Origin of the sequence: Lysobacter zhanggongensis (assembly GCF_046638635.1) — a bacterium.
Lineage (GTDB): Bacteria > Pseudomonadota > Gammaproteobacteria > Xanthomonadales > Xanthomonadaceae > Novilysobacter > Novilysobacter luteus.
This window is the reverse complement of record NZ_JBJXHK010000059.1, coordinates 1-13602: the sequence shown is the minus strand read 5'-3', so window position 1 is coordinate 13602 and position 13602 is coordinate 1. Positions and strand designations below refer to the sequence as shown.

General features: G+C 70.8%; 12 protein-coding genes, 2 pseudogenes and 1 riboswitch. Of the genes and pseudogenes, 2 read left to right on the top strand and 12 right to left on the bottom strand.

Going from position 1 to position 13602, the window contains the following annotated elements:
• From thiL to glyA, 9 genes and pseudogenes are all read right to left on the bottom strand, one after another.
• The coding region (gene thiL / locus ACKVMH_RS10185; protein ID WP_412700198.1) for a thiamine-phosphate kinase at positions 1-483 on the bottom strand (483 nt) is incomplete at its 3' end.
• 27 nt (positions 484-510) lie between these two features.
• A complete protein-coding gene (gene nusB, locus ACKVMH_RS10180) occupies positions 511-972 on the bottom strand; it encodes a transcription antitermination factor NusB (RefSeq protein ID WP_412700197.1) in 462 nt (153 codons plus the stop codon).
• Positions 969-1436 carry a 6,7-dimethyl-8-ribityllumazine synthase gene (gene ribH / locus ACKVMH_RS10175; RefSeq protein WP_215218755.1) on the bottom strand — a complete coding sequence of 156 codons (468 nt, stop codon included), beginning with the start codon at positions 1434-1436 and terminating at the stop codon, positions 969-971. Before ribH ends, nusB begins: the two co-directional genes overlap by 4 nt.
• Positions 1437-1546: 110 nt before the next feature.
• A pseudogene (locus ACKVMH_RS10170) lies at positions 1547-2188 on the bottom strand (3,4-dihydroxy-2-butanone-4-phosphate synthase); the annotation flags it as partial.
• 78 nt (positions 2189-2266) lie between these two features.
• Positions 2267-2808, bottom strand: a pseudogene (gene ribB / locus ACKVMH_RS10165) (3,4-dihydroxy-2-butanone-4-phosphate synthase); the annotation flags it as partial.
• A complete protein-coding gene (locus ACKVMH_RS10160; RefSeq protein ID WP_412700196.1) occupies positions 2805-3407 on the bottom strand; it encodes a riboflavin synthase in 603 nt (200 codons plus the stop codon). The pseudogene ribB and the gene ACKVMH_RS10160, both read right to left, overlap by 4 nt.
• Positions 3408-3531: 124 nt before the next feature.
• Positions 3532-3695, bottom strand: a riboswitch (FMN riboswitch).
• Positions 3696-3789: 94 nt separating this feature from the next.
• Positions 3790-4881 carry a bifunctional diaminohydroxyphosphoribosylaminopyrimidine deaminase/5-amino-6-(5-phosphoribosylamino)uracil reductase RibD gene (gene ribD / locus ACKVMH_RS10155; protein WP_412700195.1) on the bottom strand — a complete coding sequence of 364 codons (1092 nt, stop codon included), beginning with the start codon at positions 4879-4881 and terminating at the stop codon, positions 3790-3792.
• A 31-nt stretch (positions 4882-4912) separates the two neighbouring features.
• Entirely contained in the window at positions 4913-5434 is a 522-nt protein-coding gene (gene nrdR, locus ACKVMH_RS10150) for a transcriptional regulator NrdR (protein WP_412700194.1), read from the bottom strand.
• A 27-nt stretch (positions 5435-5461) separates the two neighbouring features.
• Complete coding sequence (gene glyA, locus ACKVMH_RS10145) at positions 5462-6715, bottom strand: serine hydroxymethyltransferase (RefSeq protein ID WP_412700193.1); 1254 nt, start codon at positions 6713-6715, stop codon at positions 5462-5464.
• A 225-nt stretch (positions 6716-6940) separates the two neighbouring features.
• Between glyA and ettA the strand changes: the two genes are divergently transcribed.
• Both ettA and pyrF read left to right on the top strand, forming a co-directional pair.
• Positions 6941-8602: an energy-dependent translational throttle protein EttA gene (ettA, locus tag ACKVMH_RS10140; RefSeq protein WP_412700192.1), complete on the top strand. Its 1662-nt coding sequence runs from the start codon at positions 6941-6943 to the stop codon at positions 8600-8602.
• 167 nt (positions 8603-8769) lie between these two features.
• Positions 8770-9597, top strand: coding sequence for an orotidine-5'-phosphate decarboxylase (gene pyrF / locus ACKVMH_RS10135; RefSeq protein WP_412700191.1), 828 nt, complete (start codon positions 8770-8772; stop codon positions 9595-9597).
• Between the two features lie 108 nt (positions 9598-9705).
• Here pyrF and ACKVMH_RS10130 read toward each other — a convergent pair whose 3' ends face one another.
• The 3 genes from ACKVMH_RS10130 to gspD all read right to left on the bottom strand — a co-directional run.
• Entirely contained in the window at positions 9706-10587 is an 882-nt protein-coding gene (locus ACKVMH_RS10130) for a glycosyltransferase (protein ID WP_412700199.1), read from the bottom strand.
• 20 nt (positions 10588-10607) lie between these two features.
• Positions 10608-11486, bottom strand: a complete 879-nt coding sequence (locus tag ACKVMH_RS10125) for a glycosyltransferase family 2 protein (protein WP_412700190.1) — start codon at positions 11484-11486, stop codon at positions 10608-10610.
• A gap of 49 nt (positions 11487-11535) precedes the next feature.
• A partial coding sequence (gene gspD, locus ACKVMH_RS10120) for a type II secretion system secretin GspD (protein ID WP_412700189.1) occupies positions 11536-13602 on the bottom strand: 2067 nt, incomplete at its 5' end.

Here is a 13602-nt window from a genome sequence, read left to right as displayed (position 1 = left end):
CGCGGCGTCGCCCAGCCCCCCGCTGACCCAGATGTCGTCGCCGGCGACCGCACCGTCGCGCCGCAGCGCGCGGCCGGGTGCCACCAGACCGTGCACGGTCACGCATACCGACAGCGGCCCACGCGTGGTGTCGCCGCCGACCAGTGCGATGCGGTGGCGCGCCGCGAGGTCGAGGAAGCCGTCGAGGAACCCGTCCAGCCAGCTCGGGTCCGGCTCCGGCAAGGACAGCGACAGGGTGCACCAGGCCGGCTCGGCGCCCATCGCGGCCAAGTCGGACAGGTTGACCGCCAGCGCTTTCCAACCGATGTCGGCGGCGGCGGTCCCCGGCGGGAAGTGCACGCCCACGTTGAGCGTGTCGGTCGCGATCGCCAGCTGCGCGCCCGGCGGCGGTTGCAGGAGGGCGGCGTCGTCACCGATGCCCAGGACCACGTCGTCACGGGTGGCGACGCGGGCGCGGATGCGTTCGATCAGCCCGAATTCCATCGCGCTACCTCGATGACGTCGACGGGGTCAGCGGTCGCGCGGCGCCTGCGCCTCGACCGCGCGCCACTCCGCCGCGGCGCGGTCGAGCACGCCGTTGACGTAGGTGTGCCCGTGCTCGGCGCCAAAGCGCTTGGCGGTCTCGATCGCTTCGTTGATCACCACCCGGTACGGCACGTCGGGCCGGTGGCGCAATTCGTAGGCGGCGATGCGCAGCACCGCGCGCTCGATCGCGTCGACCTGCTCGATCTCGCGGTCGAGGAACGGCGCGAGCGCGCCGTCGATGTCGGTGCGGTGGTCGTGCACGCCGTGCACCAGGTCCTCGAAGTAGGCCAGGTCGGCCACTTCGCGTGCCTGCTCGTGGGCGAACTGGGCGACCACCTCGCGCACCTTGGCGCCCGACAGCTGCCAGGCATAGACGGCCTGCAGCGCGCGGCGACGCGCGCGCGAGCGGGCGACGGGGTCGATGCCATCGGCGCGACGTCGGTTCATGCCAGTTGCTCCAGAAGGTGGGCCATCTCGATCACCGCCTGCGCGGCTTCCTCGCCCTTGTTGCCGTGGTTGCCGCCGGCACGCGCCTCGGCATCCTCGAACCGCTCGACCGCGAGCACGCCATTGCTGACCGGCACCCGGTGGTCGATCTGCGCGCGCATCAGGCCTTCCGCGCAGCGGTCGGCGACGTGCTCGTAATGGCGGGTGTCGCCGCGGACCACGCACCCCAGCGCGACGATGCCGGCATGGCGCCCGGCCTGGCCGAGCCGCGCGGCCACCAGCGGCAGCTCCCACGCACCCGGTACCCGGACCACGTCGACCGCGTCCTCGGCGACGCCATGGTCGGCGAACGCCTTGCGCGCGCCGGCCACGAGGGTATCGGTGATGCGGGGGTTCCAGCGGCTGGCGATGATCGCGAAGCGCGCGCCCGGGGGGCTGCGCAGGTCGCCTTCGATATGGGGCATGGGCGGGTCGGTGGCGATTGGAGGGGTAGTTTAGCCGGCTTGGGCAGCGGGGCCCGGCGGCCCGGACCTGCCGACGCGGCGGTGCGATGGTGCGCGTGACCGGATCGGCGCTACACGTACTCGACCACTTCCAGGCCGAAGCCGGCCAGGCCGATCTGCTTGCGCGGTGTGCCCAGCACGCGGAGCTTGCCCAGGCCGAGGTCGGCGAGGATCTGGCCACCGGCACCGTTGCGCCGCCATTCGCTCAGCGCCTGGCCACGCGCAGGCTTGCCGTCGGGTTCGGGCTGTTCGCGGATGCGGGCCAGCAGGGCGTCGGGCCCGGCGCCCTCGCCGAGCAGCACCAGCGCACCACACCCTTCGGCGGCGATCGTCGCGAGCACGTCGCCCACCGCAGGGCCGAAATCCGCGCGGCGCCAGTGCAGCGCATCGCTCAGCGGGTTCTGCATATGCACCCGGACCAGCGTCGGCGTCGCCGGGTCGGGCCGGCCGCGCAGCAGCGCGAAATGCAGCCCGTGGCTGAGCCGGTCGCGATAGGTCACCAGCTGGAACGGGCCATGGTCGGTCTGGATCTCGCGCGCATCGACCCGCTCGACCGTGTGTTCGGTCTCGAGCCGATAGCGGATCAACTCCTCGATCGAGCCGATCTTCAGCCCGTGCTCGGCGGCGAACCGCTCCAGCTCCGGGCGCCGCGCCATGGTGCCGTCCGCGTTGAGGATCTCCACCAGCACGCCGGCCGGTTCCAGACCGGCCATNCGACCGTGTGTTCGGTCTCGAGCCGATAGCGGATCAACTCCTCGATCGAGCCGATCTTCAGCCCGTGCTCGGCGGCGAACCGCTCCAGCTCCGGGCGCCGCGCCATGGTGCCGTCCGCGTTGAGGATCTCCACCAGCACGCCGGCCGGTTCCAGACCGGCCATCAGCGCCAGGTCGGCGGCCGCCTCGGTGTGGCCGGCACGGTTGAGCACGCCGCCGGGCTGGGCCTGCAGCGGGAAGATGTGGCCGGGCTGGCTGAGGTCGCGCGGCGCCGCGTCCGGTCGCACCGCGGTGCGGATGGTGTGGGCCCGGTCGTACGCGCTGATGCCGGTGGTGACGCCCTCGGCCGCCTCGATGCTGACGGTGAAGTTGGTGTGGTGGGCCGAGGTGTTGTCGCGCACCATCGGAGGCAGCCCGAGCTGGGCGCAGCGCTCGCGCGTCAACGACAGGCAGACCAGCCCGCGCGCGTGGGTGACCATGAAGTTGATGTCGGACGGCTTGACCAGCTCGGCGGCCATGATCAGGTCGCCCTCGTTCTCGCGGTCCTCGTCGTCGACGATCACGACCATGCGGCCGGCGCGGATCTCCTCGAGCAGTTCGGGGACGGGGGCGAAGCTCATGGTTGTTCTCCGGTGGCGAGCAGGCGCTCGACGTAGCGGGCGACGAGGTCGACCTCGAGGTTGACCGGGTCGCCCGGCCGGGTGGTGGCAAACGCGGTGTGGGCGACGGTGTGCGGGACGAGGGCGACCTCGAAACCGTCGGCATCGACCGCGTTGACCGTCAGGCTGACTCCGTCGACGCAGATCGAACCCTTGCGCGCCACGTAACGCAGCACGCCGGCTGGGGCGGTGAAGCGCCAGCGCTGCGCGCGCGCGTCGTCGGTGACCGACTCGACCGTGCCCATGCCATCGACATGGCCGCTGACCAGGTGACCGCCGAGGCGATCGTCCGGGCGCATCGCGCGCTCCAGGTTGACCGCTGCGCCGGCCGGCAACGCGCCCAGCGTCGTCAGCGCGAGGGTCTCGGTGGACGCGTCGGCCTCGAAGCCGTCGGCGGCGGACGCCACCACGGTCAGGCAGGTGCCGTTGACCGCGATGCTCTCGCCGAGCCGCACGTTGTCGAACGGCAGCGTGCCGGCCTCGATGTGCAGGCGCGCGTCGCCGCCACGTGCCTCGCGCCTGGCCAGCCGGCCGACGCCCTCGATGATGCCGGTGAACATCAGCGCGCCTCCCGCGGGTGGGTGGCGAAATCGGTTCGGGTGGGGCTGGACATGGCTACGTTTCCCGCAAGGTGAGCGAAAAACGCCACAAGGCATGGCCGGCGCACGGCGGGTGCCGGGCGCGAGCCGTCTTCTTTCATCCGGACTGTGACCGTCGGCTCCGGCATCTGACCGGATCTGCTGACCCCCCGGCGCTGGATTGCCGGCGGCGCTCGCGGGCTCGTCGTGGCTGCTGGAGCCGGGCGACCTACCGCCGGTGGGGAGTTTCGCCCCGCCCTGAAGACGTTGGTGGTGCCGCCTGGGCGGCGCGGCGATTCTAGCACCGGGACCCGCCGCGACCGCCCCGTCGGCGGAACGCTGCGTCCGGCCGGCGCGCCCGGGTTCAGCCGCGCGGGCGCAGCAGCACCCGGATGTCGCCGCCGAGCTGGCGCGAGTCGACGATGTCCATCTGCAGCCGCTCGTCCATGTGCTCGATATTGAGGCCGTCGAACAAGGGGCGCGCTTCGGACCCGAGCAGCACCGGGGCGACATACAGCAGCAGCTCGTCCACCAGCCCGGCATCCAGGAACGCCGCCGCGAGCGTCGCGCCGGCCTCGACTTGGACCTCGTTGATCCCCCGCTCGGCCAACAACTTGAGCACCCGGTTGAGGTCGAAACGGCCCCGCTCGACGTCGACCACCGCCAACTGCGCGCTGATCCCGCGGCCCAGCTTGGTATGGGGCGCGTGCACGTACAGGGTCGGCGCATCGCCCTCGCGCACCCGGCCGCGGTGGACGGTCGCCAGCCCCGGGTCGAGCACGACCCGCAGCGGCGGCTCGAACGGTTGCGCTTCGTCGAGCCGCACGGTGAGCGAGGGGTCGTCGGCCAGCACGGTGCCGGCACCGGTCACGATGGCACCGGCGCGGGCGCGCCAGTGCTGCACGTCATTCCGCGAAGCCTCGCCGGAGATCCACTTGGACTCGCCGTTGGCGAGTGCGCTGCGCCCGTCGATGCTGGTCGCCAGCTTGACCCGTACCCATGGCCGGCCGCGCACGACGCGCGACACGTAGCCGCGGTTGAGCTCGCGCGCCTCCGTTTCCATCAGGCCGTCGACCACGTCGATGCCGGCGGCGACCAGGCGGTCGAACCCGGCGCCGTCGACCTCCGGGAACGGATCGCGCATGGCCGTGACGACCCGCGCCACCCCGGCCTCGACCAGCGCATCGGCACAGGGGCCGGTGCGGCCGGTGTGCGCGCACGGCTCGAGCGTCACGTAGACGGTCGCGCCGCGAGCCTGCTCGCCGGCCGCCTGCAGGGCGACCACCTCGGCGTGCGCCTCGCCGGCACGCTGGTGGAACCCTTCGCCCACCACCTCGTCGCCGCGCGCGATGACGCAGCCCACCATCGGGTTGGGTCGGGTCGTATAGGCGCCCCGTTCGGCCAGGCGCAGCGCACGGGCCATCATCAGGTGGTCGGTGGCGGTGAAGTCGGACATCGGTACTCCCTGGTGCGACGCCGGCCGGAGCTCAGCGCCTGCGTGGCTTGCCCGGCGCGGTGGCGTCACCGCCCAGCAGCGGCAACTGCCCCTCGCCGGAGTTGTCGTTCTCGAGGCGGTCGAGTTCCTCGCGGAAATCGGCCACGTCCTCGAAGGCGCGGTAGACCGAGGCGAACCGGACGTAGCCGACGTGGTCGAGTTTGCGCAGCTCGGCCATCACGAACTCGCCGACGCGCATCGACGCCAGCTCGCGCTCGGCGGTCATGCGCAACTGGTGCACGACCGCGCGCACCGCGGCTTCGATCTGTTCTTCCGAGACCGGCCGCTTCTGCAGCGCACGGTCGAAGCCCGAGCGCAGCTTGCGCGCGTCGAACGCCTCGCGCCGACCATCCGACTTGATGATCACCGGCAGCTTCAGCTCGATCGTCTCCAGCGTGCTGAAGCGCTCGCCACAGGCCTCGCAGACGCGGCGCCGGCGGATGGTCGCGCCATCGTCCGACACCCGCGAGTCGATCACGCGGGTGTCGGCGTGCTGGCAGAAAGGGCAATGCAAAGGGTCAGCCCGGCCGCGGCGGCCGGCTCAGCCGTACACCGGGAACTTGCGGCACTGCGCGGTGACCGCGTCGCGCACGCGGGCGATCACCGCCTCGTCCCTGGGCGCGTCGAGCACGTCGCACAGCCAGTTGGCCAGCTCGACGCAGTCGGCCTCCTGGTAGCCGCGGGTGGTCACCGCGGGGGTGCCGATGCGCAGGCCGGAGGTCACGAACGGCTTCTGCGGGTCGTTGGGCACCGCGTTCTTGTTGACGGTGATGTGGGCCTTGCCCAGCGCCACCTCCGCATCCTTGCCGGTGATGCCCTTGCCGATCATGTCGACCAGCATCAGGTGGTTCTCGGTGCCGCCGGAGACGATCTTGTAGCCACGCTCGACGATCACCTTCGCCATCGCCTGCGCATTCTTCACGACCTGCTGCTGGTAGGCCTTGAACTCCGGGTCCAGCGCTTCCTTGAAGGCCACCGCCTTGGCCGCGATGACGTGCATCAGCGGGCCACCCTGGATGCCCGGGAACACGATGCTCTGCAGCTTCTTGACCAGCTCCTCGGACGGGTCCTTGGCCACGATGATGCCGCCGCGCGGGCCGCGCAGCGTCTTGTGGGTGGTCGAGGTCACCACGTGCGCGTGCGGCAGCGGGTTCGGGTAGACGCCGGCGGCAACCAGGCCGGCGACGTGGGCCATGTCGACGAAGAAGATCGCGTCGACCGAATCGGCGATCTGGCGCATGCGCGCCCAGTCGATCTTCTGCGAGTAGGCGCTGAAGCCGCCGATCAGCATCTTCGGCTTGTGCTCGGTGGCCAGGCGCTGGATCTCGTCGTAGTCGATCAGGCCGTCGGCGTTGACGCCGTACTGGACGGCGTTGAACAGCTTGCCGGAGATGTTGACCTTGGCACCGTGGGTCAGGTGGCCACCATGGGCCAGGCTCATGCCCAGGATGGTGTCGCCCGGCTGCAGCAGTGCGAGGTAGACCGCCTGGTTGGCCTGCGAGCCCGAGTGCGGCTGGACGTTGGCGTAGTCGGCGCCGAACAGCTCCTTCAGCCGGTCGATCGCGAGCTGCTCGGCGACGTCGACATGTTCGCAGCCACCGTAGTAGCGCTTGCCCGGATAGCCCTCGGCGTACTTGTTGGTCAGCACGCTGCCCTGTGCCTCCATCACGCGCGGGCTCGCGTAGTTCTCGCTGGCGATCAGCTCGACGTGGTCTTCCTGCCGCTGGCGCTCGTCGGCAATGGCCTGGGCGAGTTCGGGATCAAAGCCTTCGATGCGTGCGTCGCGCGGGAACATTGCCGCTCCGGGAGTGAGGTGGGGTGGCGTCGAGTTTAGCCGCCGGCGGGGGCGCCGGGCCATCCGGTAGGCTCCGGGCCCGCCGACCGGGGCGCCCCGGTTCTGAACGGCCAGCGCCCCGCCCGATGCAGCCACGGCCGCGATCCGCGATAATGGCGGGCTATCGAATCCCCCTCACCCCGGCCCTGCCCCGCAGGCCGCCGGGCGCACGCCTGCGGAGCACCCATGTCGCAATACATCTACACCATGAACGGCGTCAGCAAGACCGTTCCGCCCAAGCGGCAGATCATCAAGGACATCTCGCTGTCGTTCTTCCCCGGCGCCAAGATCGGCCTGCTGGGCCTGAACGGCGCGGGCAAGTCGACCGTGCTGAAGATCATGGCCGGCGTGGACACCGATTTCTCGGGCGAAGCGCGCCCGCAGCCCGGCATCAAGGTCGGCTACCTGGCGCAGGAACCGGAGATCGACCCGGAGAAGACCGTGCGCGAAGCGGTCGAGGAAGGCGTCGGCGAGGTGCTCAATGCCCAGGCCGAGCTGGAGAAGGTCTACGCGGCCTACGCCGAGGACGGCGCCGACTTCGACGCGCTGGCCAAGGAGCAGGAGCGCCTGGAGGCCATCCTCGCCGCCGGCGATGCGCACACCCTGGAGAACCAGTTGGAAGTGGCCGCCGACGCACTGCGCCTGCCGCCGTGGGACGCGGTGGTGGGCAAGCTGTCGGGTGGCGAGAAGCGACGCGTCGCGCTGTGCCGCCTGCTGTTGCAGAAGCCGGACATGCTGCTGCTGGACGAACCCACCAACCACCTCGATGCCGAGTCGGTCGAGTGGCTGGAGCAGTTCCTGGCGCGCTACAGCGGCACCGTGGTGGCCGTCACCCATGACCGCTACTTCCTCGACAACGCGGCCGAGTGGATCCTCGAGCTCGACCGCGGCCGCGGCATCCCGTGGAAGGGCAACTACACCGACTGGCTGACCCAGAAGGAAGAGCGCCTCAAGCAGGAAGAGTCGCAGGAGAAGGCGCGCCAGAAGGCGATCCAGAAGGAGCTCGAGTGGTCCCGGCAGAACGCCAAGGGCGGCCGCTCCAAGGGCAAGGCGCGCCTGGCGCGGCTGGACGAGCTGCAGGCGGTCGACTACCAGAAGCGCAACGAGACCAACGAGATCTTCATCCCGCCGGGCGAGCGCCTGGGCAACTCGGTGATGGAATTCCGCAACGTCAGCAAGAAGTTCGGCGACCGCCTGCTGATCGACGACCTGAGCTTCATCGTGCCGCCCGGCGCGATCGTCGGCATCATCGGCCCCAACGGCGCCGGCAAGTCGACCCTGTTCAAGATGATCACCGGGCAGGAGAAGCCGGACACCGGCGAGATCGTCACCGGTCCGACCGTGCAGCTGGCCTATGTCGACCAGAGCCGCGATGCGCTGGAGGGCGACAAGAACGTGTGGGAGGAAGTGTCGGGCGGGCGCGACATCCTCAACATCAACGGCATCGAGATCCAGTCGCGCGCCTACATCGGCCGCTTCAACTTCAAGGGCCAGGACCAGCAGAAGCGTGTCGGCTCGCTGTCGGGCGGTGAGCGTGGCCGCCTGCACATGGCCAAGACGCTGCTGCAGGGCGGCAACGTGCTGCTGCTCGACGAGCCGTCCAACGACCTCGACATCGAGACCCTGCGTGCACTCGAGGACGCGCTGCTGGAGTTCCCCGGCAACGTGTTCGTGATCAGCCATGACCGCTGGTTCCTGGACCGCATCGCGACCCACATCCTCGCGTTCGAGGGCGACAGCCACGTGGAGTTCTTCCCGGGCAACTACCGCGAATACGAGGAAGACAAGAAGCGCCGCCTCGGCGACGACGCCGGTCCGCACCGGCTGCGTTTCAAGGCACTGAAGTAACGACGCACGCCCGCGGCGACGCGGGCGTTCTTTTCGGCATCGGGTCTTCGTAGGAGCGACGCAAGTCGCGACCCGGCGGACGCCCGGGACGCCGTACAGGGTCGCGACTCACGTCGCTCCTACAATCGTGGCGACGCACTGCCTGTCGACAACACCGAGGAACGACGATGGAATTCATGCAGGCACTGCGGCAACGCTGGTCGAACACCGATTCGCTCGTCTGCGTCGGCCTCGACCCGGAACCGGCGAAGTTCCCGGCCCGATTCGGCAGCGACCCGGACGCGGTGTTCGCATTCTGCCGCGCCATCGTCGACGCGACCGCCGGGCACGCGTGCGCATTCAAGCCGCAGATCGCGCATTTCGCCGCGCTCGGCGCCGAGGATGCGCTGACCCGGCTAATCGCCCACATCCACGCCGCGCACCCGGGCATCCCGGTGATCCTCGATGCCAAGCGCGGCGACATCGGCAGCACCGCCCGGCACTACGCCGCTGAAGCCTTCGACCGGTACGCCGCCGACGCGGTGACCGCCAACCCCTACCTCGGCCGCGACTCGGTCCAGCCGTTCCTCGACCGCGCCGACCGCGGCGTGGTGATCCTGTGCCGCACGTCCAATCCCGGCGCCGCCGACCTGCAGGACCTGCCGGTGCAGGCCGCCGGTGGCACGCAGCGCCCGCTCTACCAGCACGTGGCCGAGACCATCGCGCGTGACTGGAACGGCCACGGCAACTGCACGCTGGTGGTCGGCGCGACCTGGCCGGAACAACTGCGCGAGGTCCGCGCCATCGTGGGCGACATGCCCTTCCTGGTGCCCGGCGTCGGTGCCCAGGGCGGCGACGTCGAGGCGGTAGTGCGCAATGCCCGTACCGCCGACGGCACCGGCCTGATGGTCAGCTCGTCGCGCGCGATCCTGTACGCCTCGCAGGGGGACGACTTCGCCGATGCCGCGGCTGCCGCGGCGCAGGCGCTGAAGGAGCAGGTCAACCGGTATCGGTGATGGCGGTTTTGCCGTGATCGGGTGATGTTTCTTGTAGGAGCGGCTTCAGCCGCGATCGTGCGTCCTGCCATACGATCGCGGCTGAAGCCGCTCCTACAGACCGCGGGTTTACCGGCTGCGCCACCACGCACGCGCGGCGGCGAACGGGAAGCGCAGCCAGATCGCCGACCACACCGCGGCGCACATCGGCCGGCTCCGCCGCGGCGCCTCGAACCGGTTGAAATAGCGCCACAGGCCACGGTGCTTGTGCCATTCGACGAACAGCGGCCGCGAGCGGCTCGACACGCCGCGTACGTGCACCACGCGCACGTGGTTGGCCACGGCCACGGTGGCACCCGCCATCCGCGCGCGCCGGCACAGGTCCAGGTCCTCGGCGTGCAGGCGGTAATCCGGGTCGAACCCGCCGATCCGCTCGAACAACGCGTGCGGCATGAACATCAGCGCCCCCGACACCGCATCGACCGGCTGCAGGTCGAGGCGATCGTCGGAGTCGACCGCCATGCCCGTGCGCTGGCCAGTGCTTCGCATCGACCGCGCCGTGAGCCCGCCGGCGAGCATCCGGCCAAAATCGGGATCGCGCCGCCGCGCCGCCGGGTCGCGCATGCCGTCCTCGCCGACCAGGTCGGCGCCGAGCAGCACCTCGCCGGCCCCGGCCAGGCCGAGGAGGCGTACCAGCGTGTCGTCCTCGACCATTGCGTCGGGGTTGACGAACGCCAGCCAGTGGACCGGCACGGCCGCCGTGGCCAGTTCGGCCACGCCCTGGTTGCAGGCCACGCTGAAGCCCGGATTGTCCGGGTTGGCAACGAAGCGCAACCGCGGGTCCGCACTGGCGTGGCGCTGGGCGATGGCGAGGGTGTCGTCAGTGGACTGGTTGTCGATCACCCGGATCGCGGCCACGCCCGCGGCTGCGCGCAGGCGGTGCAGGCATTCGTCCAGGGTCGCCGCGCTCTGGTGGGTCACCACCACCACGCCGATATCGACGCCGGCCATGGACTGTCCGGTGCTGGCGGTCATGGGCGCGCGGGGGAGGCGGCCACAGGGCCGTCGTCGACCGTTGCCGGGAACAGGTCCGGCTGCGGCTCCGGCGGGCCGATCGTCGCGAACAGGTCGGCCAGCTCGGCGCGGGTCGCACGCAGCGGGTCGCGCATCAGGAACCCGGCCACGCGGGCATGCCAGTCGGGCCAGCGCACCGCAAGCCGGTCCATGTCGCCGTCGAACGGGACGCCTTCTGCCGGGCGCGCGACAAACGCCGACTCGCACAGCACGTTGCGCCAGCCCAGGCCGGCCAGCCGCAGTGACAGGTCGATCAGGCCCGCACACCAGGAGCCGTAGCTTTCCGCATCCAGCCCGCGCGCACGCTGGCGGGCGCTGCCACGCAGCAGCACGCAATGGCCGACCGCGGCCGGCAATTCGGGGTGCGTGGGGGGCATCCGCGCGGCGGCACGCGCCAGCCGCGCGGGGTCGCGGGGCATCGGTGATATCTCGCCGATCCGCGGCCAGCCGGCGGTCTCGCCGGCGTTGCTCCAGGGCGTCGCGCTGGCGATCGAACCGTCGCTGGCCAGGCAGGCCGCCAGCCGTTCGAGCCAGCCGGGCAGCGGCACCGCGTCGGGTGCGAGCACCGCAACGTCCGCGTCGCCGCAGGCCATCAGCACCTCGTCCAGGTGCGCGACCTCGCCGATCGTGCGCTGGCGCCGGGTGTAGTCCGCGCGCAACCGGGTGTGCGCCATCCAGTGTTCGATCACCGCGCAGCCGCGCGGACCCGCGCAGGCATCGTCGGCAAGCCACAGCCGGGTGCCGGGTGGCGTGCCTGCCTCCAGCGCGGCCAGGCAGGCGTCCAGCGCAACGTCGTCGCTGCCGACCGGCAACACCACGATCGGCAGCTCAGCCATGGGCGGGGCCACGCCTCACTTCATGCCGCGCCTCACCAAGCGCCACGGCTCACGGCTCGCGATGGAGCGGCTCCAGCGCGCGGAAGCGGCGGCCGTACTCGTCGGTCAGTTCGCGTGCTTCCAGCGGGTTGCGCACGATGGTCGGGGTCAGCAGCACGATGGTTTCCTCGCGACGGGTCGCCGACGACTGCGTGCCGAACAGCCCGCCGATCACCGGGATACGATTCAACCCCGGGAAGCCGGACGAGCCGCGGCTGACGCTGTCGCGGATCAGGCCGGCCAGCATCACCGTGTCGCCACTCTGTATCGCCGCCTCGGTCTTGAGCTTGCGGGTATCGATGCGCACGTTGCCGAAGCGGTCCGGCTCGCCGCCCGGCGCGCTGACCTCCTGCACGATGTCAAGGAACACCATGCCGTCGCGGGTCACCCGCGGGCGCACCTTGAGGATCACGCCGGTATCGAGGTACTGCACCTGGCTGTAGCTGGTGTCGTTGCCGATGCCGGGGTTGACGGTCACCGACGCGACCGGGATCCGGCTGCCGACATTGAACGTCGCCTCGGCGTTGTTGCGCACCACCACCGACGGGGTCTGCAGCATGTTGACGTCGGTCACCGAGTCGAGCGCGCTGATCACCGCCGCCGCGTTGCGGCCGAGGAATTCCCAGACCACCCCACCGGGGTTGTTGACGCCGCGCCCGATGCTGCCGGCCAGCCCGCTCCACGTGTCGCGGTCGACGGTGTCGGGGAACCCGTTGTCGGTCACCGCGCGCTCGAAGAACCAGTTGACGCCGTATTCCAGCGCGCCGCTGAGCTGCACTTCGACCACCTGGGCCTCGATGTGCACCTGCATCGGCATCACGTCGAGCTGGCCGATCACGTCCAGGATCGACTGCCATGCCTGCGGGCTGGCACGCACCAGCAGCGAGTTGGTCTCCTCGACCGCGGACACGCCGACCTCGTCGCCGTCGACCTCCAGGCTGACGCTCGCATTGCCGTCCTGCGCCGCGCCGAGCGACATCTCGCCGCCACCGCCCGTACCGCCGCCGGACGCATCGCCGCCCTTTCCGCCGATCGTCGCGCTGGCCATGCCGTCCTCGCCTGAGCGCAGCTCGACCGAATCCAGCCCGGGCATCAGCGACGGCGGGCCGCTGTCGCCACCGCCGCCACCCGAAGACGAACCGCCGAAGACCTCGGCCAGCCGGTCGGCGAGATCGCGCGCACGGATGTACTTGAGCGGATAGGCGTAAAGCCGGGTCCCGCTGCCGCCATCGATCCGCCCCAGCCACTGCTGGATGTCGTCGAGGTAGTCGGCCTGCGGGGTGATCACCATCACCGCGTTGGCGCCTTCCAGCGGCATGAAGCGGAACATGCCCGCGACCGGTGACTTGCTCGCCTCACCGAACACCTTCTCCAGGTCGGCCACCACCCGCTCGGGATTGCCGGACTGCAGGGGGAACACGCCAACCGACATGCCCGACAGCCAGTCGACGTCGAAGATCTCGATCGTGCGCAGGTAGTTCTGCAGTTCCGCGCGGGTGCCACCGATGCTGATCACGTTGCGCGCGGCGTCGGTGCCGACGATCGCGTTGGGACGCGCGTAGGGCTCGAGGATCTTCTTCATCTCCTCGGCCGACACGTAGCGCAGCGGCACCGTCCGCACCTCGAACCCGCGGGCGTTGGCGGCGCCGCCGGTGCGCGGGGCGACGTTGCCGGCCAGCGCCTGGTCGGCCGGGACGATGTTGTAACGGCCGCCGCTGTAGACCATGCGCGCGTTGTTCCAGCCCAGCACCTGGTCGAGCAGGCTGATCGCCTCGGCCGGGCTGACCGGGTTGGGCGTGGCCAGCGTCACGGTGCCCTGCACGCCCGGCGCGACCACGTAGTTCTGGCCGAGCATGTCGCCCAGGATCGCCTTGACCACGGCGTGCAGCGACTCGCCCTCGAAATTGAACGTGGCAGCGCCGGAAGACCCGCCCAGGTTGGGTGGCGGCGCGCTGGCCGCGGCCTGGTTGATGACCTGGCCGGTGCCACGGCGGATCTGCGGTTGCGGGCCGGCGTCGGACGCGAGCGGCTCGACCGCGCCGGCGCCGGTGACCACCGTGGCGCCGCCCTCGGCCAC